Raw genomic sequence first — 24989 nt, forward strand, 5'->3', positions numbered from 1 at the left:
ATTCTCCTCGGGTTTAGAGGTTTTCGGCGTTGGCTTGGACATCTACACCGGGCACTTCGAAATTGAAGATTCCAGAGTCAAATGCGTTGTAGTCCTCGTAGGCCACCAGTTCATACAGTCTTGCACGAGTCAGCATCTGATCGACATAGGCGCTTTGTGTCCCATCGGCGGCGATCGTGTCCAAGACACGTTCTGCCGCACCCATCGCACTGCGCAGCAGCGTGACCGGGTAGATGACCATGGCGACGCCGACGTCTGCCAGTTGTTGGCGGGTAAACAGCTCAGATTTGCCAAACTCCGTCATATTGGCCAACACCGGTACATCGACTGCGTTGGTGATCGCTTCGAATTCGGACAGATCCTTCATGGCCTCCGGGAAAATCGCGTCGGCCCCGGCATCCACCATGGCCTTGACGCGATCCACGGCTGCGTCCAACCCGTCGATGCCGCGGATATCGGTGCGCGCCATGATCAGGAAGTTCTCATCAATGCGCGCATCGGCTGCCGCGGCGATGCGCTGGGTCATCGTGGCGGTATCGACGACGGTTTTACCGTCGAGGTGCCCGCAGCGTTTCGGTAGGATCTGGTCTTCAATGTGCATGCCAGCCAGACCGGCGTGCTCCAGCTCCTGGATGGTGCGCGCCAGATTCATGGGCTCACCAAAACCAGTATCGGCATCCACTAGGGATGGCAGGTCGGTCATGCGGGCAATCTGGCCGGCACGGTTGGCCACCTCAGGCAGGGTGGTCAGGCCGATGTCTGGCAGTCCCAGATCATTGGCCAAGACCGCCCCGGAGATGTACACGCCATCGAAGTTTTTTTCTTCGATGAGTCGTGCCGATAACGGGTTGAAGGCTCCCGGGAACTGCCGGGCAGCACCGGGTGTGAGCATGTCGCGCAGTGCGACACGTTTATCAGCTGGGCTGACTTTGGAATACAACATTAGAAGAGTCCCTTCGGTGCATCAGCTGGGTTAATGAAGCCCGGCTTGGCGAGGACGTTGAGCTGGTCGAGTTCACCAGCCTTGAGTTCGTCCAGTCGTGCGACGGTCTCGAGGAAGCGTGTGATCTCTGCCTCTTCTACGATACCTTCTGCCAGGATACGGAATTTGTTGATGTACTCGTCGCGACCGAACGGACGGGCACCCAGTGGGTGTGCGTCAGCCACAGCGATTTCGTCCTTGATGATCGTGCCGTCTTTCATCGTGATCTCCACGGAGCCGCCGAAGGCCTTTTCGTTCAGATCCAACGAGTGGTAGCGGCGGGTCCATTCTGGATCTTCAACGGTCGACACCTTATGCCACAGTTCGACGGTATCTGGGCGCTGCGCACGTTCTGGCGCATAAGAGTCCACGTGGTGCCATGCGCCGTCCTGCAGAGCCACAGCGAAGATGTACATGATGGAGTGGTCCAAGGTTTCACGCGAGGCGTTGGGATCCATCTTCTCAGGGTCGTTGGCCCCGGTACCAATCACGTAGTGCGTGTGGTGTGACGTCTTGATCAGAATCGATTCGACGTTGGCCGGATCGGTTGCTTCAGGGTGTTCCTTATTGAGCTTGCGCGCCAGGTCGATCCAGGCTTGAGCCTGGTATTCGGCCGAGTGTTCCTTGGTGTAGGTGTCCATGATGGCGCGTTTGGCTTCGCCTTCTTCTGGCAGCGGCACCGTGTACTTGGCGTCAGGGCCGTCGAGCATCCAGGCGATGAAACCGTCTTCACCTTCGTAGATTGGCACCGGTGAAGTCTGGCCGCGCAGGGCGCGGTCGATTGCTTCAACGGCCATCTTGGCAGCAAATGCTGGTGCGTGAGCCTTCCAGGTGGAAATCTCGCCTTTGCGTGACTGGCGGGTAGCAGTCGTGGTGTGTAGCGCCTGTCCGACCGCCTGGAAGATGGTTTCGACGTCGGCACCCAACAGCGTACCCAAACCGGCAGCGGCCGACGGGCCCAAGTGGGCAACATGGTCGATTTTGTGTTCGTGCAAGCAGATCGCTTTGACCAGATTGACCTGGATTTCGTAACCGGTGGCGATACCGCGGATCAGGTCGTGGCCGGATTTGCCAGCGTGCTCGGCGGCAGCCATGATGGCTGGAATGTTGTCACCCGGGTGCGAGTAGTCAGCGGCCAAGAAGGTGTCGTGGTAGTCGAGTTCGCGAACTGCCACTCCGTTGGCCCAGGCGGCCCATTCCGGGGAGACCTTTTCGTCGATACCAAACACCGACGCGCCGGAACCATTGGTGGTTGGGGCGTGCGTGGTGGCCTGTGCCCGAGCCGAGACGATCGGCTTGCGGTTCAGGGAAGCAACCGCAACAGAAGCGTTATCGATGATGCGGTTGATAATCATTTCTTTGACTTCGTCGGTCACTTCGACGTCGTCGGCAGCAACTTTGGCAATCTTGTAGGCCAGTTGTTCTTCGCGTGGCAGGTTTGCTGCCGATGGGTAGACGCGTACTTCGTGGTTATTCATGAGGTCCCTTCGGAGTTTCGGCGTGGGTCAATATGTGGTCCAGCGATGCTTGCAGGTGCATGATGGTCGCGGCACGAGCCAGCAGCTGATCTTTTCTCGCGATTGCCTCGGCAATCTTGGAATGTTCCACCGCTGAGGCAGCCAGACGAGCGGGATCGTCTTTGGCCATGCGGCGAACGCGTGCCAGATGGACTCGCAAATTTGAAAGCGCTCCGGACAGATAGCTGTTGCCAGCTGCGTCATCGATGAGTTCATCCATGACGTTGATGAGCTGATAGTACGGTCCGGGGTCCTCTAAAATTTGTGAGTCGTCGGCGTATGCCCGAAATTTCTGGGCCAGTGGGACAAACTTTTCAGTCTGGTCACTGGCGGCTGCCAACTGTGCTGACTCGGTTTCGAGCACCCGGCGCAGCACGAACATGTCAGCCAGGTCGTCAAGGGAAACATCAGAGACCACGGTGCCGCGGCCCCGTTGTGCATCCGCTAGACCATCGGCCACCAGTTTGGCCACCGCTTCCCGCACCGGGGTGCGGGAAACACCGAGACGCTCGGAGAGTTCCACCTCGGCAAGAACTGAGCCGGGTGGCAGGTCCCAATTCAGGATGTCCCGGCGCAGTGCTTCATAAGCTCGTTCACTGGCACGCATACCCTCAGTGTATACATCGTTTAGGAGTTCTGGCTAACGTGACGGCAAACAATCAGAAAACAGGCCAGCGCTGTATACACTTCGGGGTTGCGGTGTGGCTCGTTTCACGCGCGAGATGCCCCGTCGTTGGATCTTGTGAGAGCGCCGACAGCAGTGCCAAGATGGCTGCTATGACAGCTTCTGACGCCACCATGCTGGCCATCCAACAAGAACAATTCGGCGATCTCGACGTGTTACACCCGGTGCGATTGCCAAACCCAAAACCGGGGATCAGCGAAATCCTCGTCCGCGTGTATGCCTCGGGGATCAACCCGACCGACTGGAAGAACCGAGCAGGAAAGGCCTTTGTTCGCACCCTGCCGCTGGTGTTGGGCTGGGATGTGTCCGGCGTGGTCGAAGCGGTCGGCACTGGCGTGACCCTATATAAGCCCGGCGATGAGGTCTTTGGCATGCTGCCCTACCCGCATGGTGTCGGCGCGCATGCTGAATACGCGGTGGGCCCGACTCGAGCGTTCGTACCGAAACCGTCGATGACTGATCACGTGCAGGCCGGGGCGTTACCGTTGGCGGGGCTGACGGCCTGGCAGGGTCTGGTCGATACCGCACGCCTGAGATCAGGCGACCGGGTGTTAATCCATGCGGCCGCTGGCGGCGTCGGCCATCTGGCTGTGCAAATTGCCAAAGCCCGCGGCGCGACCGTGATCGGTACTGCCAGCGAAGCTAAACACGATTTCCTGTATGAGCTTGGCGTCGATGAAGCCATCGATTATCGGCAGGTAGATTTTGCCGAGGTAGTGCGCGACGTCGACGTGGTTTTCGATCCGATTGGTGGAGACTACCAGCTGCGTTCGCTGCAGACGCTGCGTCCCGGTGGGACATTAGTGTCGATCATCCCTCGAGCAGCAGATGGCTTGTGGGACGAAGCCAAACGATTCAAAGTGCGCGCCGAACTCCTCCTCGTGGAGGCCGATTATGCCGGCATGGCCGCGCTGGCCAAACTCGTTGAAGAGGGCAAGCTGCGCGCCGAAATTGCCCGCACCTACCCGTTGCAAGCAGCGGCCGAAGCACATCAAGCCGGTGAAACGGGCCGCACCATGGGCAAGATGGTGCTGGTAACCGAGGCGATTGAGCAGTCTTAGCCCACCGCTGCGGCTTCGCGCTTATTGGCTCGGGCAATAAACAACCCGACGATCACTGCGGCCACCGCGATGACACCCCAGATGCCTACAACAGCCCAGGCAGCTCCGGCGACCACGAGCGGCGGAACAAACGTCACGGCCGTGATTTCTACGGGTGTGACGGGAATATAGGCCAGTCCAAAGTCCTCGAGGGTATTGGATTTCAGTTTGGGATCCACCACCCGCAGCATCGCGATACCGGTCGCTACCGCACCGGTTGACCAACCCCACGTGAAAATGGAGCGTTCGAACCAACCGTCGTGCATCAGCCGTGGCGCGACCCACAGCCCCAAGAAGAGCATCATGACCAGTCCGAAGACGAACAGCAGAATCAATTCGATCCCGAAGTCAGCCACGACCTGCGGCTGAATCGAGGCGATCCCGGCAACAATTAAGACATCCGTCGCGGTCCCCGAAATGGACTGCAGGGTGGGCTTATCGACGTATTTTGCCACCCGCCCCTTGGCCATCGCGGATCGCACGACGAGCCCGGTCAAAAACGCCAACACGAATACCGGCACCGACAGAGTCGGCCAGAAATGCCCGATCACCAGCGATAGCCCGTAGGCCACCGCTGCGATCATGACGACCAGGGACACCTGAAAGCCCAGGGATTCGATAGAAGAGCCCGTGTGGGTGTGCTGACCGATCGATGGCCGCTTATTCACTTCTCGGATGACACCCGTGCGTTCGGCTTCGGGCAGCATGCTAATCGAACTGAAAGCCTTCACATGACCTCGGCTGGCAGCAATGCGCGCCTGAATAATCCCTCCGACGATGCCGATGATCAGCCCGACCGTCGCTGAGGTAAATGCCAACGACGCGATCTCGGGGTCAGTGTCGGCAAAGGCATCCCCCATCGCAGCCGCGGTACCATATCCGCCGACCCAGCCGGCAAACAGGATGACGCCCAGCGCATCGGGCGCATCAAATAAGGGCTGGAGCACCAGCAGCACGACCGCCATCCCTATGGCGACCTGCAGCGAGTACATCAGCACACCGTGGGCAGCGAATCCCCCCACGTTGCGATTGAGCTTGCGAACATCGAAGTCATCCGTCATGGCCACCGCTGCGAAGACGACCGCAATCAGAACCGAGGAATACGTGGATAAGTGTTCGGAAAATGGGAGCCACCCGAGGACCTGTGGCCCCAGGATGAGCCCGAGGACGCCGGCAAGCACCGATGCCGGAATCATCAGCTGTTGAAGAGGCCGAATCACGGCGCGTAATCCCGCGCCGATGATGAGGAGCAAGCCGATCAGACCGGCATCAACCAAAATGGTCCACGGGGTAAAGTCCATGGCCGTCAAGCTACAATAGGTTGAGCTTGAAAACAACTTGGGAGACGTGCGGGAGGAGTGGCTTGACGTTGCGAATTGTCACGGTGGGAAAGCGCCACGAACCGTGGGTGGCCGAGGGCATCGAGCGGTTCAGCAAGCGCCTGAAAAAACCCTACGACGTGGAGTTTAAACTCGTGCCGCACACCACCGCCGGGGAGCAGCGCTCCCGAGAAGAAGAGTCCGCGGCGATTGAAAAGCACCTGCGTCCGGCCGATCACGTGATGTTGTTGGACGAGCGCGGCAAACAGTTCACCTCTCCCCAACTTGCCGGGCATCTGCAGCAATTATTCGACACTTCGCGTCACCCGGTGCTGATCATCGGGGGCGCGTACGGCGTCAATGACCGGCTGCGAGCGCGAGCCGACACCGTGTGGTCGTTATCGAAGCTGGTATTTCCGCATCAGTTGGTCCGGTTGATGGTCACCGAGCAGATTTATCGCGCGCAGGAGATTTCTGCGGGCCGACCGTATCATCACCAGTAGTCTTAGCTCATGACCAACGCTGTGCTGGATACGTTCTCTGCGGCCACGAAATCGTGGTTCGAAACGTCGTTTGATGCGCCGACCAAAGCTCAGATTGGCGCATGGGAAACCATCGCCTCGGGCCAACACGCCCTGGTCATCGCGCCGACGGGTTCGGGCAAGACGCTGGCCGCGTTTTTATCGGCCATCGATAAGCTCATCACCCAACCGGCGGATCCGAAGCGACGCACCAAAGTGCTCTACATTTCGCCGCTGAAAGCACTCGGGGTCGACGTTGAACGCAACCTGACGGCCCCGCTGGTCGGGATCACCCAAACCGCCCAGGCCCAGGGCCAGGAAGTGCCCGAGATTCGCACGGGCGTGCGTTCGGGTGACACCTCCGCGCGGGATCGTCGTCGACTCATTACCGACCCGCCTGAAATTTTGATCACGACCCCCGAGTCGCTGTATCTGATGCTGACCTCCAAGGCACGCGAGACCCTCTCTGGAGTCGAGACCGTCATCGTCGATGAGGTACACGCACTGGCCGGGAATAAACGCGGCGCGCACCTGGCGGTCTCCCTGGAACGCTTAGATGCGCTGCTGGATGAGCCTGCCCAACGCATCGGGTTGTCGGCAACCGTACGACCAGCCGAAGAAGTCGCCCGCTTCCTGGGCGGGGTCCAACCGGTCACCGCGGTCGACGGGGCCGAGCAAAAGCGCTGGGACATTGCCGTGGCGGTCCCGGTGACCGATATGACCCAACCGGATACCGGCGCCTCCCCGGAAGAAAACGTCTCGATGTGGCCGCACGTCCAAGCCAAGATCATGGACCTTGCTCAGGATTACCGGTCCATGATCGTATTCGTGAATTCGCGGCGCTCGGCCGAACGACTCACCGAAGCGCTCAACGAGCTGTGGGAACAGCGCCAAGAAGACGACGAGTTGCCCGACGAGGATTTTGCGCGCACCCACCACGGGTCGATGTCGGCCACCGCGCGCTCCGAGGTCGAAGAAGGCCTGAAATCGGGCACACTGCGGTTGGTCGTGGCGACCTCCTCGTTGGAACTGGGCATCGACATGGGTGTGGTTGATGCGGTCGTGCACCTGCAATCAGCGCCCACGGTTGCCGCCGGACTGCAGCGTGTAGGCCGCGCCGGCCACCAGGTCGGCGAAGTGTCCGTCGGCTGGTTTTTCCCACTGCACCGGGCCGATGTGGTCGATGCGGCCGTGGTGACCGAACGCATGCTGTCCGGCCAAATTGAGGCGCTGTCGATTCCGGCTAACCCGTTGGATATTTTGGCCCAACACACGATCGCAGCCGCTGCGATGGATGAGCTGGTGGACCAACAGTGGTTGGACCTGATCCGCCGTGCGGCACCGTTTACCACCCTGTCGCTGGACGTCTACGCCTCAGTGCTGGACTTGCTGGCCGGTAAATACGTTTCGGATGAATTCTCGCAGCTCAAACCCCGGGTGGTGTGGGATCGCGAAGCCGGGACCATCACGGCCCGGCCCGGGGCCCAGCGCTTGGCCGTCACCTCGGGCGGCACGATTGCTGACCGCGGCCTGTTCGGGGTCTATCTGGCCACCGACACCGACGCGGCCAAACGGGTCGGCGAACTCGACGAAGAGATGGTCTATGAATCCCGCGTGGGCGAAACCATCATCCTGGGGGCGACCACCTGGCAGATCCAAGACATCACTCACGACCGCGTGCTTGTCACCCCGGCCTTCGGCCAACCCGGCCGGTTGCCATTTTGGCGTGGTGACCAACCCGGCCGCCCATTAGAGCTGGGTCGGGCCACCGGGGCGTTTCGTCGCGAAGCGCTCGCGGACCCCAAGATTGACGAACGCCTGTCGGCCGCCGGACTGGATGACAACGCTCGGGCCAACCTGCTGAACTACCTGAACGAGCAACGCGAAGCGACCGGGCATCTACCCACCGACACGACGATTGTGGTCGAACGCTTCCGAGACGAACTCGGCGACTGGCGCGTCATCCTCCACTCCCCGTTTGGCAAGGGCATCCACGCACCCTGGGCGCTGGCCATCTCGGAACGCGTCAAAGCCACCTACGGATTCGACGCCAACGCGATGGCCGGCGACGACGGCATCATCGTGCGCATCCCGGCCACCGACGGGGAACCACCCACCGCCGACATCTTCTGGTTCGAACCCGAAGACCTGCGCGATCAGCTGCGCCAACACGTTGGCGGCTCGGCCCTGTTTGCCGCGCATTTCCGCGAAAACGCCGCCCGCGCGCTGCTGCTCCCCCGGCGCGATCCGACCAAACGCACCCCGCTCTGGCAACAACGCCAACGCGCGGCCCAACTGTTGGCAGTCGCCTCGAAATACCCACAATTTCCGATCATTTTGGAAACCGTGCGCGAGGTCCTCCAAGACGTCTACGACGTCGACGGACTGTTAGAAATCCTGGATCAGGTGCGCACTCGGGTGCTGCGCGTCGTCGAGGTCCAAACCCCGCAGGCCTCGCCCTTTGCTCAGACGCTATTGTTCGGGTATACCGCGCAGTTTATGTACGAAACCGACGCGCCCCTGGCCGAACGCCGGGCCGCGGCCCTATCGCTGGACCCCGGACTGTTATCGCAACTGCTGGGCCAGGACATGCTGCGCGAATTGCTCGACGACGAGGTCATCGCCCAGGTCCAGGCTGACCTGCAGCACACCTCTGCCTCCCGACGGTTCACCGGGGTCGAAGGGATCGCTGACTTATTGCGCCTCCTGGGCCCGTTGACCACGACCGAACTCACCGAGCGGTTACACGACAACGATGAGCCCGTCGACGAAAACACCGCCCACGCCTGGGTCCAAGAGCTCGTCGACGAGAAACGTGCCATCCGGGTGCGCATGGGTTCGACCCACTACTGGTCCGCCATTGAAGACGCCCCCCGGTTGCGCGATGGACTGGGTATTCCGCTGCCCATCGGGGTGCCGGCGGCATTTGCCCAGTCGGTGGATGACCCACTGGGCGACCTGGTGTCGCGCTATGCTCGAACCCACGGCCCATTTACCGCACCCCAGGTCGCGCAACGGCTTGGCATCGGACCCGTCATTACCCACCAGGTGCTCCAGCGCTTAGCCTCCCAACAGCGCGTGACCTTTGGCGCCTACATGTCGACCCCGCCACCCGGCGACGGCCCGGTGGCCACCGATGAGTGGTGCGACGTCGATGTCCTGGCCCGCATCCGGCGCCGTTCCCTGGCCCAGCTGCGCGCCGAAGTCGAACCCGTCGAACACGCCGCCTACGCCCGCTACCTGCTGCAGCAACACCAGGTGGCCCCCGCACCGCAAGAACGCGGCGTCGACGGGGTAGCCATCGTGTTGGATCAGCTCACCGGATTCGCCGCCCCCGCCCAGGTCTGGGAGTCAGCCATCCTGCCGGCGCGCGTAGTGGATTACCAACCGGCGATGCTCGACGAACTCCTAGCCACGGGGCAGTTTGTGATGGCCGGTGCGGCCGACCAGTCGGTGGCCTTCCACCACGTCGACACCGTCGACCTCACCCTGCCCATTCGCACCACCGACGACCGGACCGAGGTCCACGACGACATCGTCGAAGCCCTCACCGGCACGGGCGGCTGGTTCTACTCGGCGCTCAATGCCCAGCTGGACCATAGCGGCCCCGATATTCTGGCCGCGCTGTGGGATCTGTTCTGGGCCGGGGTGGTCACCAACGACACGTTCACCGCGGTGCGCGCGACCTACTCAAAATCCGCTGCCCGTCGCGGCCAACCCCAACGCTCCGCGCCCCGGCGTGCCGCGCGCCTGCGCCGGCTGAATCGGTTGGCGCCGTCAACCAATATGGCGCGCCAGGTCGACCCGCCAACTGCAGTGGGCCGCTGGTCGCTGCTGCCCCAACGCACCGACGACAACACGACCGCGCTGCACGCCCAGGCCGAGTACTTACTGGACCGCTACGGGGTCATCACCCGCGGCGCAGTCAACGCCGAGGCCCTGCCCGGCGGATTCTCGGCCTACTACCGGTTACTGTCGAAAATGGAAGAATCCGGGCACATCCGGCGCGGGTATTTCATCGACGGTCTAGGTGCCGCACAATTTTCCACCGCGGCAACCGTCGACGCGCTGCGTGCCTTCGACCAAGACCCCACCCACCCGCAAGCCGTGGGCCTGGCCGCTACCGATCCCGCGAACCCCTACGGCGCAACCTTGGACTGGCCCGACACCGAAGGACACCGGCCAGGTCGCAAAGCCGGCGCCTACGTGGTGCTGGTCAATGGTGCCCTGGTGCTCTATCTTGAGCGCGGCGGCAAAACGCTCCTGCAATTTAGCGACGACCACCTGGGTCCCGCTGCGACCGCCCTGGCCAAAGTGCTGCACCGCGCCGGAACCGAAAAATTAGCTATCTCCACCGTCAACGGTGACCCGCTCATCAACGCCCCTCTGGCGTCCCACCTGGTCGAAGCCGGGTTCTACTCAGCACCCAATGCGATCCGGTACCGCGCCTAAACTAGCATCATGGCCACTCCCCCACTTCCCGTGCGCAACGGCGTCGGACCCACCCGGTTGCGCATCCCGCCCGGCACCCACACCACCGTCGTGGAATTTCTGCACACTCGATTCCCGCATCTGGCCGCCGACTCGATCGCCGAGCGCATCCAGGCGGGCGAAATCGTTGCCCAGGACGGCAGTGCCATCACGCATTCCACCCCGGCGGCCGCCCACGAATTCATTTGGTACTACCGCACCGTGCCCGACGAAACCCCCATCCCGTTCGACATTGATGTGCTGCACATTGACGATGACCTCGTCGTGGCCGATAAACCGCACTTTTTGCCCACCACACCCGGTGGCCAATTTGTTCAAGAAACCGCCCTGGTCCGATTGCGCAACCAACTCAACATCCCCGACCTGGTGCCGCTGCACCGGCTGGACCGGGCCACCGCCGGCGTATTGTTATTTTCGCCGAATCCCGCCACGCGTGGCGCCTATCAGCAGCTGTTCGAGCACCGCAAAGTCACCCGCCATTACCAGGCCGTGGTGCAGCTACCGTCCCCGGCTGAACGCTATTTGGACCGCTTCCCACTGACTTTCCGAAACCGCATCATCAAAACCAAAGGGGTCATCACGGCCGAGGTCGATGCCTACCCGGTGGCTCACTCGGGCCGAATCGAGGCACCCCGCACGGGCAAACGCCGTCGGAGTCACGCACCCACGACCGGCCCCAATGCCATCACCGATATTGAACTGCTGGGTCATCAGGTCACCGATGACGGTGCCCTTGCGCATGTGGCTTTATATCCCCGGACCGGACGGACCCATCAGCTGCGTATTCATTTGGCGGCGTTAGGGCACGGGATTTTGCACGACCGCTTCTACCCCGTCTTGTTAGATCATGCACCGGATGACTATGCGAAACCGTTACAGCTCTTGGCCAGCGGTGTGGCATTTCGTGATCCCCTCACGGGACGAACTCGTGAGTTTATGTCCCAAAAAACCCTGCAACACGCGCCCGGATAAAGTCATATATCTTGACTTTAATCTCGTAGCGTGTCCGCTCGTGAATTACCCGGCTGCGGCAGTAAAATAGCCGGACTCAGGAAATCTATGTGCGGGAGGAGTGCACGTGAGCTTAGAGCCATCAGAGTCTTCGGAGGCGTTAGACCGACTGAAGAAGACTCCCTCAACGGCTGATGCTGCTAAATCCGCAAATCCCCCGACGAATAATTCCGTCCCCGCGAATGCTCACGATACCGAAACGTCTGCCGAGACCGACTCCGCCTCAGATACTGCTGACGTCTCCGCTGCTAACGGTTCCTCGGAACCCCGCACAGCCGTAGCGTCCGACGAGGAGAAGCTGACAATTCGTGATCGGTTTAACGCCTGGTTAGACTCGTTCCGCGGGCCCACGCAGGACGACATTGAGCGCGCGATCGCCAATACCCCTGATCGGCTTCGCGCACGGTGGCAGAAATTGCAGGACGAGCGCCGCGAGGCTCGCGAGGCAGAAGAACGTGCACGCCAGCTGGCGCTCGAGGTAGAAGAAGCCAAACGTGCGCTGGAATCTCAGTGGGAACGCGAAACCGAGAAAATGGCGGAGCTGGAACGTCAGCAAGCTGCTGAAGCTCGTCGTCGACAGCAAGAACGTGAAACCGAAGCTTTGCTCCAGGCCGCTCGTGAAGTCGAGTCCGATGACGTCCCGGCCCCAGAAAATCGTCCAATGATGCAGCGTGAGGGTGAATATCTCAGCGATGAAGAGCTGCTAGAGCTGGCACGAGTGAAGCTTCCGGAGTGGCAGCGGCTCGAGCGGCTCGTCAATAAAGCCCGCTTTATCGAGGCGCAGACACCACCCCCACCACCGGGTGAAGAAGCGGTCACTGAGGGTGCTGAGGATGAGGTCATTCTGCCGTTCCGCAAACCGGTGACGGATGATCCTGATCCCAAGCAACTGGATGGTTTCCGAAGGATTGTGTTGAGCGCCAGTTGGGTACTTTTCGTCCTCGTGGGGCTCTTCGCTCTGGGGTGGATGGGTCCGTGGCCGTCAGTCCTTGATGCTCAAGATGGGTTGTACACCGGAGCGACGTCTTTAATGTCGATGGCGGCTTGGCATGTTGTGGCCTGGCCATTGCTCTGGCTTTTGATGCTGGTGTATATGCTGTATCAATGGTCACCGTCGCAGTACTCAGCTGTGCGAAATAGGACAACGGCTTGGTATGTCCTCAATGCAATGTTGTTGGCCTCCGGAACGTTACTGTTGGTGCACTTTCAAGATTGGGGACTTGAAGTCCTCACATCAGCCGGTGCTTTTGTGCTGCTTGCACGCGCGATCCGAAATCTGAATGAGTATACGGAACGCACTGTTCGGGAGCGTTACTTGGTGGATCTTCCCATCGGTGTATTTACCGGTTGGATGCTCATTTTCACTATGACAACGATCTTCACCACCATGGCGTCCTGGAATGTGTCTGATCTGCTGTTCATTCCAGAAATTGTTTGGGCCGTAGCGGCCATGCTGGTGTTACTGGTGATCTTGTCGCAGCTGACATTGACTGGACGGGGCCGAATCTCCATCGCGGCTGGTTTCGCGTTTGGTGCGGCAGCAATTATCGGCTCCAGGCTGTTCGGGGAGAACGAATCGATTTTCTTAACGGTGGTCACGGTACTGGGACTATTTATTGTCTTCGCCGCCACAGAGAACCGACGCTATCAAATCGCTTCTGCTGAAAAGAGCGTCATGGATCATCTTGTCTACCTCGATGACATAGAAGATCCGTCTTAGCTTTTCCGCTTATCTAGAGCGCCCAGTAGAGGTTTCGCAGTAAGGGTTGGGTGGGGTCGAGCCAGGGTGCTGGTTGGAAGAACGTGGCCCCGTGGTGTTTACGAATCTTCCATTTCCCGTTATGCACGGCCCCGTGATGGTGAGCGCACAGGGTGATGGCGTTGTCGACGTTGGTGGTGCCGTTGTTGAGCCATTCGGTGATGTGGTGGATTTGGCAATACACGGCCGGGACGGTGCATCCGGGGGCTTGGCAGCCACGATCCCGGGCCAGGATCGCACGGCGTTGAGTCGGGGTGAAGAGTCGGTGGGCCCGGTATTGGGCTAAGACGTCGTGGTCGCCATTCCAGATTTGACCCACGAGTTTGCTGTCACAAGCTAAGGGTGCGGCATCATGTGGGCGGATGGAACCGATGTTCACGGCCTCGGACATGAACTGGGTCCAGGATGGTGGGCTGTGGCCTCGGGTGTGATCGGGATTCAGACACACCGGTTGATCGTCGGGATTCGGAACTGTGATGCTCGGGGGTAGCACCCCGGCAGCTTCGGGTGGTCGTCGCACCGCCTCCGGCAGAGCCCCGACCCCGAGGGTTTCGTAGGCGGTCTGGATGTCTTGGACGATCATCAACTGCGCTGACGCGCCGTGGGCTTTTTTGGCGCCGAGGTCTTTGGGATCCATCGTCAGCAGGTTTTGAAACATGCCGATCAGGATGGCTGCGGCACGTTGGCCGGTGGTCAACGGGTCGATTTCCGCAGTTGCTTGAGCTGACCTTGTGTTGCCGTCGGGGTCTTCAGCAGTAGCATCCGGGTCCGGGGCAGATTTCAGGTCATCAAGGTCGTTGTAGGCATCCGCCGGTTCAGGTTCTTCCTGATCGTCGGTGGCCAGCAGGTCGAACACTTCTTGGGGGATCTCCACCGGGGTGCCATTGTAGTTCAGTTGATGGAGGATCCAATTTTTGAACGTCGCATACACCGCTGGGGTGGCATGCATACTAATTTTGCCGGACCCATCGGCTAAGTTCTGGGTGCGGATGGCGTTGTCGGGTTGTTTGCGAATCGCATCGGCCACCAGCGGCCCGTCGGGGTCGATCGCGTGGGCGATTTTGTTGGCCCACCGAGACTTGGCTTCAGAGAGTTCATCTGGGGTGAGAGCTTCGGCGGCATCGACCAACGCCTCTTCAAAGGCCAGCAAGATTTCGCGTTTGACCTCTGGGAGGGCCTTGGTTTTATGCACGTATTTCGTGAGATCTTTGTCCATGCTAATAATCCGGTCGAGATTTTCGCCGGAGATCCGCCCGGCAGCATAAGATTTCGCGACCTTCACCAGGTTGGGGTGATAAGCCGCCAAGGACGGGTCCATACCTGGAGCCCAGGTGACATACGGGACCCGGTCATGAATCTTTTTGGTCTGAGCAGTGGAAAGCTTTAGCACTTCGCGGAAGTAGATTGAAGTGTTCCGGTAACCTTTGACCCCCTCAGGGGTACCCAGCATCACTGCTTGATCACTCATCGCCGGTTCCAAATGAGCGGCGAAATGCGTCAGGAGTGCATCGGTGGCCCGCTGCTGGTGACGCAACATGTGGGCTATGCCTGGCAGCGAATCATAATAATTTTCCGGTGGGACTGGGATGGAACGAGCCTGTTCCGCAGCTCCACTCGGCGCGTCGTGCGGCTCCGCTGCGCCGGCGGCTTGTCCAGCGTCATCCTCCGTCACCGCAGGTGGGGCCGCACTGGGCTTAAACCCGGTCCAGTCCTCCCCAGAGGCCGTCACAAACCGGGCGAACTCACCAGCTGCCGCAGGGTCGGCCATCCGTTTGACGGCCACGTTGGCAAAAAACGCTGCAGCATACGCCGCTTCTCCCACACTCATCTCATCAGCAGCAGAAGGATCAAACGCCGGCGACGACACCGGAGACCCGATATTAGGCAAAATTTGAGTGGTATCCATCAGCGCGTCCTTTCAGAAGAGCGGCATGAGCATACGAAAGGGGGATGAAAATCTGGAGTCAGCGTCGGAGAAAGGGGGTTGAGGTATGTCTCTATTCTACCGTCAGACTGTGACGTACGCAATAGTTTTAACTACTTTTATGCGTATCTATTGTCTTGTATAGCGGTATATACCATACGGGTAGGACACGATAAGGATGTTTTGTCGGTTTTGTGGATAACTTGAGAAGGTCCAGAACTTTTCCACACACGCCCACGACACGGTTGCGCACCCGCTGTGAATGGCATATCAGCATGCATCTCGCGGATTACGACCCGAACGCCTGACCCGACTGGGCCGTGAGAAAAACCCGCCCCGAGTAACACAAGGCGAGGCAAAGGACGAACTTGTCCAGCGTTGATGTCCTAGGAGAGCGTCATCCATCGGCCGCCGCGACGCAGCAACAACCGCTGCGCGCCGGTCGTGGCTACACGTGACACGGCATGCTTCATCGCATCGGCGACGAAGCGGGCATCACCGTCGTCGTCGAGGTGGAACCGCACGACAATCTGAGGCACACCGGCAAGAATTTGAATGTCAGTGTGTTCGACGGTGGCGATGGATGACACAGCGGCCACGGCGGAATCCATGACGGACTCGGGACCGTTGCCGGGGTGCACATCTCCGATGGGAAGTATCGCGCGGTAGGAAGGCATAGGTTTCATTGTAGTAAGCGTCAGAACCTGCGTGACGAAACACAGGCCCAGCCAGACTTGACCGATCCCACCGTGCACGCCGCAACTGTGACGTAGCCCAACCGGATCCGACCCCAGGTCACTGTAGAGTGGTGGCCATGACAGTTCGAACTCCTGACCCGGATCCCGGGTGGCTCTCTGAAACTGAACTGGCAACGGCGCGCGAGCGGTTGCCGATGGTCTACGTTGAAGCACTCCCCGTCCGGCTTGATGATTACGGCCGTGTTGTGGAAGTGGGACTGCTCTATCGGGCGGATGAATCGGGCCACTTCCGGTATTCTTTTGTGTCCGGGCGCGTCCGCTATATGCGGTCCATCCGGGACACACTGATGACCCACCTGGAAAAGGACCTGGGGCCGTTGGCGATGCCGCAACTGCCGATCAGTCTGACACCCTTTACGGTGGCAGAATACTTCCCGTATGCTTCAAGTTCCGGGCTGACCGACGACCGGCAACACGCCGTGGCACTGTGCTACGTGGTCCCGGTCCGTGGCGACACCCAACCCCGTCAGGATGCGCTCCAGGTAGCCTGGGTTACCCCAGACGAAGCCCTGTCTGCCAAGATCCAGTCAGAGTTTGAAGGCGGCCGCGGCAAACTTGTGACCCAAGCGATGGCTTGGGCCAACTGGGGTCTCTAAGCTGGCACAGGAGGTAACAATGACACGTATTGATATTGGCGCTACAGAAGATTTCCCTCTCGAAGAGGGCGTCTATATTGGCCACGATGTGACCGGTGGCGAACCGATCGCGGTGTTTCGCACCGATGACGGCATCTACGCACTCAATGATCGCTGCACGCACGGCAACTACTCGCTATCAGAAGGCTGGGTTGAAGACGGCGCCGTCGAGTGCCCGAAACACGCCTCGGCGTTCTGTTTGGCCAACGGAAAAGTGCTGAATCTGCCGGCCACCGAGGACGCACCGACCCACACGGTAGAAATCGTGGACGGACGCGTACTGCTCACGCCACAATTCGATGCCTAACACCCTGATTATTGGCGGTTCGGTTGCCGGGTTCTCGGTCGCCGCTGGCCTGCGCGAGGCCGGCTACACCGGTAAGATCACTATCATCGACCCGCACCACACCGCACTGGACCGGCCGCCGCTGTCCACCGAGTACCTCATTGACGACGATGTCGATCTGGCACTAGCACCGCCCGAATGGTTCGCCGAACATGCGGTGACCTGGGTACAAGATACGGCCGTGGAGCTCGGCCAGGGTTTCGTGCAAACCCGCACGCAGCGCTTCGAGGCGGACCACATTGTGATTGCCACCGGGGCCGTACCGAAAACACTTGAGCTCGATAAACCGGTCTACACGTTGCGCAATCTCGCCGACGCCAAGCATTTGCGCGCGGCTCTGCGTCCCGGGACCAAGATCGCGATTGCCGGGGGTGGGCTCTTAGCTCCAGAACTGGCCACGTCCGCCAAAGCCTTGGGCGCTGACGTCACGGTGTTTACCCCGCAGGTCCCGGCCGTTGAAGTCTTCGGGGAGCTAGCCGAGACCCTGTACCAGACCATGACCGAAGAGGTCGTGGTCGTCCCCCGGCGTTTGACCATCGACGAAGACCTCACCCGTTTCGATTTCGTCGTCGCCGCCGTCGGCATTGACCCGGCCGTTGACGTAGCACTTGGCTCCGGGGTGACCATCGACGATGGGATCGTGGTTGACGAGCACTACCGCACCGAGGTTGAGGGCATTTATGCGATCGGGGATGTATGCCGGATCCAGGGCCAACCCCGACAGGACCATTGGGATCACGGACGCGCCTCAGCAGCCCGCGTCGTCCACACCATCATGGGTACTAAACCGGAGGCGCCAACCCCGCAGTGGGTCTGGTCGGATCAGTTCGGCCACGACGTGCAAGCGGTCGGTCGCGTCGTGCCGCATGCCCACGAACACTTAGTGCACCGCGGGGAGCATGCCATTTTTGTGGTGGACGGGGATCAGGTCATCGGGGCTGCTGCGATCGACGATCACATGGTCATTCGTGCCGCGACCCGTATGATCACCCGGGGTATCAGTGTGGACCCGGCTCAATTAGCCGATACCGATATCCCCATTCGGCGCCTCACGCGCTAACCAGCACGGCGGGCCGACTAGACTAGCGTCCATGGCAGAACCCAGCGATTTTTCTTTCACCCTTGGCACGCGTCTTGACGGCGCCCACGGCCGCACCGGCACCATTCACACTCCGCACGGTGACATCCAAACTCCGGCATATATTCCGGTCGGCACTAAAGCCACCGTCAAAGCGGTCCTCCCCGAGGTGGTCAAAGATCTCGGCGCCCAAGCGGTCCTGTCCAACGCATACCATCTGTACCTGCAGCCGGGGCCCGAGCTGCTGGATCTACACGGCGGGCTGGGCAAATTCATGAACTGGGACGGCCCCACCTTCACCGACTCGGGCGGTTTCCAGGTCATGTCGCTGGGCTCGGGGTTCAAAAAAGTCATCGATATGACCGGACCCGAAGCCCAGGACAAAGTCGGGTCCGATGACGCTGTCGCACCCGGCAAGGAACGATTAGCCAACGTCGACGACGACGGCGTCTGGTTCACTTCCCACATCAACGGTGACCGTCACCGGTTCACCCCGGAAATTTCGATGCGGATCCAGCACCAGATCGGCGCCGATGTGATGATGGCATTCGACGAGCTGACCACGCTGCATAACTCCCGTGGCTACCAGGTCGAGTCATTGGAACGCACCCGCAAGTGGGCCCAGCGCAGTCTCGACGCGCACGCGCGGCTCACCGAAGAGCGCTCCGACCGCCCGTATCAAGCACTCTACGGCGTCATTCAGGGCGCCCAATATGAAGACTTACGACGTAAAGCCTGCCGCGACCTACGCGAGATGCGCACTGACTTTGACGGTGTCGAAGCAGGCTTTGACGGGTATGGACTCGGTGGGGCGTTCGAGAAAGAAAACCTCGGCACCATCGTGGGCTGGTGTGCCGAGGAACTCCCCGAAGACAAACCGCGTCACCTGCTGGGCATCTCGGAACCGGATGACCTCTTTGCCGCGATCGAAGCCGGCGCCGATACGTTCGATGCAGTCTCCCCCACCCGTGTCGGTCGCACCGGTGCGTTCTATACCGACTACGGACGCATTAACCTGCCGCGCGCCGAATTCGCTTCCGATCTGTCACCGCTGCAAGACGGCTGCGATTGCTACACGTGTGCGAACTATTCGAAGGCCTACATCCGGCACCTCATCAAGGGTGACGAAATCCTCGCCGGGACGCTGATGTCGATTCACAACCTGCGCTTCACCGTCCGACTGGTCGATACCATCCGCCAATCGATCATCGACGGGGACTTCCACGAGTTCAAAGATCAGATGCTGGGACGGTATTACGCGAAAGCGACGACCTGATCTGCGATGGGCACCGCGCGGACCCACTGCGTGAGATGAAGGTTTCGATGAGCTGACGTCTGGCGCGACTCGCTGATGACGTTGGTCTCAATGAGACACATCAATGGGACATCAGAACCCCGGGTTCCTGGGCACGAAATCCATTCGTGGGTATGGGGGTGGCAACTGCCGCTTCAAGCGCCTCAGGCCACGAGTTAACTTCCCACCGTATATTTCCGCTCCGGAGCGACCCCGTTGACCAGGTAGTCGCCAAGGATCCGGGCCCGGTAGATCAACGGGTTGTGGCTAGCCAGCACCCGAGCGTTGCGCCAATGCCGGTCGAAGGCCCGCGACTGTGACACCGCAGACGCTCCACCTACTTCAAAAATCTTGGTCGCGATCTCGAGCACAATCGGCGCGATGACCTGCTGGGCCTGATACACCTGCGTATACAGCGCATCGACCTCAGGTTCGGGCAGTTGTTCCCCGCGGGCATCGGCTGCAAAATGTTTAGCTAACACCGGTGGGATGGCCCGGAAAATGGTTTCGACTCCGGCAACCTGCGAGCTGAGTTCTCCTATGAGTTGCAGAACTTGCGGGTCGGCCTGGACCGTGTCGGCGGCACCGTGGCTAAAGGTCCGAGTTCGCGACTGGACGTATGCCACCCCATCACGCAGGACGCCTTTGGCGATGCCCACCAGCGTTGCCAAATGCACCGTCTGCCAGGTCGCTTGACCAAAGGCGGTGCGCTCACCGGAATCGAGACCGTGCCCGGGCGGGAAGATCTCTGCTTCGTCGACGACCACATTGGTGAAGATCGTGGTGCCGGATGCTGTGAGTCGCTGACCGAACCCGTCCCAGTCATCAATAATTTCAACCCCGGGCGCGTTGGCGGGGACGGTGACGGAAACGGGTTCTTCATCGTCGCCGGTTGCAGCGACCATAATCCAGTCGGCATACCCCGTGCCAGTGGAGTAGAACTTGGTCCCATTGAGCTTCCACTTGCTGTTGATACGACTAAGCCGCGTGCCGTTTTGTCCGTGCGTATTGCCGCGTTCGGTAATGGCATTCCCGGCAATCGCACCATGGCCAAACCGGGTCAGCCAACGATCTTGGAAGTCAGCTTGATCTGCGGTGCGGGATAACACATCTTCGACAAATCCCCAGTGCGCTCGCAACGCCTGGGCAAGATTCGAATCAGCCGCGGCGAGCGCGACGAAAAACTCATAGGCCTGCGGTAACGACAGCCCGTAGCCACCATACTCGGTGGGGACACGCAGCCGGGTAAAGCCAGCGTCGCGGAGTTGCTCGATCGGGGTCTTGTCGATGCCACCGGCGGCATCCCGGGCCGGTGCGGTGGCTGCGATGTCGTCGAATACCGGCTGTAGTTGCTCCCACAGCTGGGCAACGATGGTGTTATCGGCAGTGTCAGGAACGGGTACAAAGGTCTGCGTCATGCCAGACTCCTCAAAAGATTTCGTGGCGTCGGCAGATCACTCGCGCACGGCGCCATACTTGCTAAGAACGATTGAACTTAGCCGAATCATCACCTGGAGCACCCCGCTACGGCGAGAGGGTTGCTGACTGACCTGCCAGGGCGTTTATGGTCAGCACTCGTGATTCTGTTGCACTATCTAACCAGGTTTTCGATAACCCGCCAAGGTGTCGTGCAACACTGCGTCATTTAGGCTTCGGCGACGCTGCCATAGTGCGGTTCGGCCGTCTTGATCTTGCCGATGGTCCACATGGTGACTGGGGCGAGTATCAGTTCGACGGCGGTTTTCCATATCCATCCGACCAGCACAAACATCACGTACTGGCCGAGGGTTTCAATGCCGATGACGGTGGCGGCGATCGCTGAGAACGCGATGGTGTCCAGCAGTTCTCCGACCAGGGTTGAGACCGCGATGCGTCCAAACAGGTATCGTTCTCCACTGCGGCGCTTCATCGCGACCATGATCCAAGCGTTGGTCAGCTGTCCGGCTGCAAAGCCCACCAGGGACGCCAACACAATCAGCGGTACGGGGCCCAAGGTTCTGGCCAGTGCCTCTTGGCCGTCGTAGAACTCTGCCGGCGGCAAGATGATGATGATCCAGTAGGTCAACGAGGCGAATGCCGAGATCAAGAAGGTCGTGAAGATGACCCGTCGGGAGGCTTTGAAACCGTAGACTTCGGAGATAATGTCACCGACGATGTAGGCCACCGGGAACAGGAAGAACCCGCCATCGGTGAGGATTGGCCCGAATTGCACCCCTTTGGCGCCGCCGATATTCGACAGGATGAAGACCACGGCCATGATGGCAAACAGCACCGGATAGATATGGGAACCCACCGGGGCAAAGTTCCCCCGGCTCGTCTCACTGGTTACATGCGGGTTTTCGGTCACGAAGCGTCCTTTGCAAAACGTTGTATCGCGACGGTGTCACGGCCTCTACGACCCCGTTCACAGCTGCTGCCCCAGCTGGCGTTCATTGAAGTCCAGAAGATATTGTAATCAAACCTTGCCGTAGCTTTTGAATGGGTCCACCCCGCGCGGCACAAACACCAGCGTGGTCAGGATCCCGATGGCCGAGGCGGTCACGGTCATCGCCCACGACATCTGCCAGGTGCCAGCCGCCGCGGCGATGGCTGACAGAATAATGGGCCCGATGAAGTTTGCCAGATTGAACATCTGAGTAATCAACCCGATGACGGCTGAGGCCGAGCCGCCAGGAGGGGCGATATCGACGGCCTGCCGAGTGACGGTCGTGGGGACCAAGGCTCCGGCAAACGAGAAGATGCCGGCGGCCAGCAGCGCCCAGGACACGGTCCCGGGAACCTGCGACCAGTCGGGGGCAAAGACCAGCGTGGACATGATCGCCATCGTGCCCAGCCCGATGAGAAGTAATCGACGTGGCGGGTGGCCACGCTGCAACAGGACGCCGGTCAAAATGTTCGCTAGGCCGTTGAGGCCACCGACCACAGCGGTTGCCAGCCCCACCACGATGGCAACATCCAGACCCGTTTCGATGTCTGCGGCCGAGAAGATGGTGGGCAAGAAACTCAGCACCGCACCCCACTGCAAAGTGTAGGAGGAAAATATCAGTCCCAACGCCCAGGGCAACGGAGTCTTGATCGAAGCGCCGATCAGCCGGGCGATAGCTTTCAGATGCACCACTCCCGGTGGGTCGGCCGGTACCCGTGCGGCGACCACCGGCATGAACGCTAAGGTTCCGACACCCATCATCAGCCACCACATGTTCCACGAGACCGGGGTCGCGTTGAGCAGCACGGCCGATATGCCAACACCCAAAAAGAGCGCCACACCTTGAAACGCACCCCACCACCCCATCGCGCCGTTGACTTTTTCGGGCGGCGCAAGTGCGCGCACCATGCCCGGGGCGACGACCGTAATGAGAATAAAACCGATGCCTTCGATGGCACGGGTGGTCATCAACCACCCGGTATTCGGGGCAAACGCACCGATCAAGGAGGCAAGACCGGCACAGCCCATCCCCACCAATAGGGTGTTTTTGGTGCCGAGCCGTTCAGCTACCACCGAAGCGGCTAATCCACCGAGCCCACCGGCTATTTGGACGACCCCGACCAGTGCGCCGGCGGCCACGAGGTTGATGCCCAGATCAGCCCGGATATAGTCCAGCGCAGCCGGTAGCTTCCAGATATGCATGGCCGCAAGAATGCCCGTGATGACCACCACGGTCCACGCCCGTGTCCCCGATCCAGTTGTTGCCATAACCACACAGCCTACTCGGGGCGTCAGAATAACCACTACAATGGCAGATTGAGTACCGTTGCTTCCCCTTCGATAAAGGCACATCGTGACCACACCCGTTCCAGAGAAATATGATTCGGCGCCTAAACGCCGGAAAAGTTCCGAACCGAGAGCTCGCTTGTCGATGTCGATCTATGGGTTCTTGTTGGCGTGGCTGGTGCCCAATATCGTGATGGCCGGCCTCGTGGTGATTCTGAACCTTCTGCCGCTGTCAGATACCGTCGGGGATCTCACCCCGCTGCTGACGCTGGTGGGCTTGGCCGGACTGGTCCTTGGCCTGCCGTTAGCACTGTTTGCCAACTGGTTGCTGCGGTATCAGCTCAACCAGTCCGTGCATATTTTGGCTTACGCTTTGATCGGCATGCTCTACGGCTTGACGGTCCTGACCGCTGGCGGCGAGGGCCTGTTACCCCTGCTGATTCCATTAGTGGGTTTCCCTGCCGCGATCTTGATGGCGCTGGGCCGCTGGTCAGCCAGTGCCTTCACGCACGTGGTCGAACCCGAGCAGACCACCGCACCACAGGCCTAAATACCGCGCCGTTATCTGAGCGCATAAAACACCACACATTGGCCTAGGCCATATAAGATGGTCGGCATGTATAGCATTCATACCCCTGCCGTAACCCTGACGATTGCCGGTTCTGAAGCAACCGGTGGTGCCGGTGCGCAAGCCGACTTGCGCACGTTCCAAGAACTTGGCACCTATGGCACTGCCGCGCTGACCTGCATTGTCTCCTATAACCCAGCCGATAACTGGAACCACCGGCTCACCCGCATTGACCCTGAGGTGCTGGCCAATCAGTTGGAAGCCATTCAAGCGAACTTCGCCGGCCAGCTGGACACCGTCAAACTGGGCATGATGGGCTCGGTTGAAACCATCGAGGTCGTTGCCGAAGCGCTTCGTTCCCAGGACTGGAAGAACGTGGTGCTAGATCCGGTGCTGATCTGTAAGGGCCAAGAACCCGGTGAGGCCCAAGACACCGACGAAGCGTTGAAGTCGAAACTGTTGCCGTTGGCTACCGTGACCACTCCGAATCATTTTGAGGCAGAACAACTTTCCGGGATGACCATCTCGAACCTCTCGGATCTCAAAGATGCCGCCCGGAAAATTCACGACGATTCCGGTGTTTCGGTGCTGGCGAAGGGTGGCGTACGCCTCGAGGGCCCGGAAGCCGTTGACGTCTTTTATGACGGTTCCCATCTCGAAGTCTTGGGTGTGGCCAAGATTGGCAACCACGCGGTGTCTGGTGCGGGCTGTTCCCTAGCCGCTGCAGTGGCTGCTGAGTTGGCCAAAGGGCAGACCGAACTCGAGGCCGCCGAGCGGGCCAAAGATTTCGTGACCGCAGGCATCAGCCAGCGCATGTCAGCCGAAACACCCTATGACGTCATGTGGCAGGGCGGCTTGCGCAAGCAGGCCTAGTCCCACTGCAGCGACTCGATGGGACGCTGGTCCTGACGCAATGGGTGGTCGATCGGAATCTGGACGAGCACGATTTCCACCCCGTCGGGATCAGCAATCCATGCTTCTTGTAGACCCCACGGTTCGGTTTTGGGTTCGCGCAGCAGCGTCACACCTAGATTTCGCAACCGGTTATATTCGGCCACGACGTCACGAACTTGAAACCAGAGCGATATCGGGGGCGCACCGGAGTCGTCGCGAGGCGTCGCGTGCCCGGCGACTTCCAGTAGCCCGTTGCCACAGAAATACACTCTGCTAGGGCTGTCTGGTGGTCCGAATTCGCGGTGTACGGCTAGGCCAAGCGTCTGGCCGTAGAATGCATGGCTGGCTGCGGGATCACGTGGGCGCAACAGGGTGCGACCGCTTAAAATCTCCAC

The 24989-nt window shown here is 60.2% G+C and carries 21 protein-coding genes and 1 riboswitch; of the genes, 11 read left to right on the forward strand and 10 right to left on the reverse strand.

From position 1 onward, the window contains the following. Positions 1 to 13: 13 nt before the first annotated feature. The 3 genes from prpB to J2S62_RS10165 are packed head-to-tail and all read right to left on the reverse strand — an operon-like array spanning position 14 to position 3106. Positions 14 to 943: a methylisocitrate lyase gene (gene prpB / locus J2S62_RS10155; protein WP_310174334.1), complete on the reverse strand. Its 930-nt coding sequence runs from the start codon at positions 941 to 943 to the stop codon at positions 14 to 16. Further along, the gene (locus J2S62_RS10160; protein WP_310174336.1) at positions 943 to 2460 is read right to left on the reverse strand and encodes an MmgE/PrpD family protein; all 1518 of its coding nucleotides are present in this window, start codon (positions 2458 to 2460) and stop codon (positions 943 to 945) included. The genes prpB and J2S62_RS10160 overlap by 1 nt, the downstream gene beginning before the upstream one ends. After that, positions 2453 to 3106, reverse strand: a complete 654-nt coding sequence (locus J2S62_RS10165) for a GntR family transcriptional regulator (RefSeq protein ID WP_310174339.1) — start codon at positions 3104 to 3106, stop codon at positions 2453 to 2455. The genes J2S62_RS10160 and J2S62_RS10165 overlap by 8 nt, the downstream gene beginning before the upstream one ends. A 170-nt stretch (positions 3107 to 3276) precedes the next feature. On the opposite strand from J2S62_RS10165, the gene J2S62_RS10170 reads away from it, so the two are divergent. Further along, positions 3277 to 4245 carry an NADP-dependent oxidoreductase gene (locus J2S62_RS10170; RefSeq protein ID WP_310174340.1) on the forward strand — a complete coding sequence of 323 codons (969 nt, stop codon included), beginning with the start codon at positions 3277 to 3279 and terminating at the stop codon, positions 4243 to 4245. On the opposite strand, the gene J2S62_RS10175 is transcribed toward J2S62_RS10170, so the two are convergent. Beyond that, entirely contained in the window at positions 4242 to 5585 is a 1344-nt protein-coding gene (locus J2S62_RS10175) for a sodium/glutamate symporter (RefSeq protein ID WP_310174342.1), read from the reverse strand. The two genes, J2S62_RS10170 and J2S62_RS10175, sit on opposite strands and share 4 nt — an antisense overlap. Positions 5586 to 5647: 62 nt before the next feature. Here J2S62_RS10175 and J2S62_RS10180 point away from each other — a divergent pair, with 62 nt between their 5' ends. The 4 genes from J2S62_RS10180 to J2S62_RS10195 all read left to right on the forward strand — a co-directional run bounded on the left by J2S62_RS10180 (position 5648) and on the right by J2S62_RS10195 (position 13346). Continuing rightward, positions 5648 to 6106 (forward strand): 23S rRNA (pseudouridine(1915)-N(3))-methyltransferase RlmH, encoded by a 459-nt coding sequence (locus J2S62_RS10180; RefSeq protein ID WP_310174344.1) that lies wholly within the window; start codon positions 5648 to 5650, stop codon positions 6104 to 6106. A gap of 9 nt (positions 6107 to 6115) precedes the next feature. Next, entirely contained in the window at positions 6116 to 10576 is a 4461-nt protein-coding gene (locus J2S62_RS10185; RefSeq protein ID WP_310174347.1) for an ATP-dependent helicase, read from the forward strand. 9 nt (positions 10577 to 10585) lie between these two features. Further along, the gene (locus J2S62_RS10190) at positions 10586 to 11587 is read left to right on the forward strand and encodes a pseudouridine synthase (RefSeq protein ID WP_310174349.1); all 1002 of its coding nucleotides are present in this window, start codon (positions 10586 to 10588) and stop codon (positions 11585 to 11587) included. Between the two features lie 106 nt (positions 11588 to 11693). Further along, entirely contained in the window at positions 11694 to 13346 is a 1653-nt protein-coding gene (locus J2S62_RS10195; RefSeq protein WP_310174351.1) for a hypothetical protein, read from the forward strand. 13 nt (positions 13347 to 13359) lie between these two features. Here J2S62_RS10195 and J2S62_RS10200 read toward each other — a convergent pair whose 3' ends face one another. Together J2S62_RS10200 and J2S62_RS10205 are read right to left on the reverse strand one after the other, a co-directional pair. Continuing rightward, entirely contained in the window at positions 13360 to 15291 is a 1932-nt protein-coding gene (locus tag J2S62_RS10200; RefSeq protein WP_310174353.1) for an HNH endonuclease signature motif containing protein, read from the reverse strand. A gap of 404 nt (positions 15292 to 15695) precedes the next feature. Beyond that, the gene (locus tag J2S62_RS10205; RefSeq protein ID WP_310174355.1) at positions 15696 to 15986 is read right to left on the reverse strand and encodes a hypothetical protein; all 291 of its coding nucleotides are present in this window, start codon (positions 15984 to 15986) and stop codon (positions 15696 to 15698) included. Positions 15987 to 16123: 137 nt separating this feature from the next. On the opposite strand from J2S62_RS10205, the gene J2S62_RS10210 reads away from it, so the two are divergent. Genes J2S62_RS10210 through tgt form a run of 4 tightly spaced genes read left to right on the forward strand, consistent with a single transcriptional unit; the run spans position 16124 to position 19402 of the window. Next, a complete protein-coding gene (locus J2S62_RS10210; RefSeq protein ID WP_310174357.1) occupies positions 16124 to 16663 on the forward strand; it encodes a DUF4916 domain-containing protein in 540 nt (179 codons plus the stop codon). A gap of 19 nt (positions 16664 to 16682) precedes the next feature. After that, positions 16683 to 17009: a non-heme iron oxygenase ferredoxin subunit gene (locus J2S62_RS10215; protein ID WP_310174359.1), complete on the forward strand. Its 327-nt coding sequence runs from the start codon at positions 16683 to 16685 to the stop codon at positions 17007 to 17009. Then, positions 17002 to 18108 carry an NAD(P)/FAD-dependent oxidoreductase gene (locus J2S62_RS10220; protein WP_310174361.1) on the forward strand — a complete coding sequence of 369 codons (1107 nt, stop codon included), beginning with the start codon at positions 17002 to 17004 and terminating at the stop codon, positions 18106 to 18108. Before J2S62_RS10215 ends, J2S62_RS10220 begins: the two co-directional genes overlap by 8 nt. Positions 18109 to 18139: 31 nt before the next feature. After that, positions 18140 to 19402: a tRNA guanosine(34) transglycosylase Tgt gene (gene tgt / locus J2S62_RS10225; RefSeq protein ID WP_310174363.1), complete on the forward strand. Its 1263-nt coding sequence runs from the start codon at positions 18140 to 18142 to the stop codon at positions 19400 to 19402. Positions 19403 to 19596: 194 nt separating this feature from the next. On the opposite strand, the gene J2S62_RS10230 is transcribed toward tgt, so the two are convergent. From J2S62_RS10230 to J2S62_RS10240, 3 genes are all read right to left on the reverse strand, one after another. Beyond that, the gene (locus J2S62_RS10230; RefSeq protein ID WP_310174365.1) at positions 19597 to 20838 is read right to left on the reverse strand and encodes an acyl-CoA dehydrogenase family protein; all 1242 of its coding nucleotides are present in this window, start codon (positions 20836 to 20838) and stop codon (positions 19597 to 19599) included. 49 nt (positions 20839 to 20887) lie between these two features. Continuing rightward, positions 20888 to 21003: riboswitch (SAM riboswitch) on the reverse strand. A 62-nt stretch (positions 21004 to 21065) separates the two neighbouring features. Then, entirely contained in the window at positions 21066 to 21767 is a 702-nt protein-coding gene (locus tag J2S62_RS10235) for a queuosine precursor transporter (protein ID WP_310174368.1), read from the reverse strand. 108 nt (positions 21768 to 21875) lie between these two features. Next, positions 21876 to 23114, reverse strand: coding sequence for an MFS transporter (locus J2S62_RS10240; protein ID WP_310174370.1), 1239 nt, complete (start codon positions 23112 to 23114; stop codon positions 21876 to 21878). 85 nt (positions 23115 to 23199) lie between these two features. On the opposite strand from J2S62_RS10240, the gene J2S62_RS10245 reads away from it, so the two are divergent. Together J2S62_RS10245 and thiD are read left to right on the forward strand one after the other, a co-directional pair. Further along, complete coding sequence (locus J2S62_RS10245) at positions 23200 to 23682, forward strand: hypothetical protein (RefSeq protein ID WP_310174372.1); 483 nt, start codon at positions 23200 to 23202, stop codon at positions 23680 to 23682. Positions 23683 to 23748: 66 nt separating this feature from the next. Further along, positions 23749 to 24573, forward strand: coding sequence for a bifunctional hydroxymethylpyrimidine kinase/phosphomethylpyrimidine kinase (thiD, locus tag J2S62_RS10250; protein WP_310174375.1), 825 nt, complete (start codon positions 23749 to 23751; stop codon positions 24571 to 24573). On the opposite strand, the gene J2S62_RS10255 is transcribed toward thiD, so the two are convergent. Next, complete coding sequence (locus J2S62_RS10255) at positions 24570 to 24989, reverse strand: VOC family protein (RefSeq protein WP_310174377.1); 420 nt, start codon at positions 24987 to 24989, stop codon at positions 24570 to 24572. The genes thiD and J2S62_RS10255 overlap by 4 nt on opposite strands.

Origin of the sequence: Enteractinococcus fodinae, from assembly GCF_031458395.1 — a bacterium.
Classification (GTDB): Bacteria; Actinomycetota; Actinomycetes; order Actinomycetales; family Micrococcaceae; genus Yaniella; species Yaniella fodinae.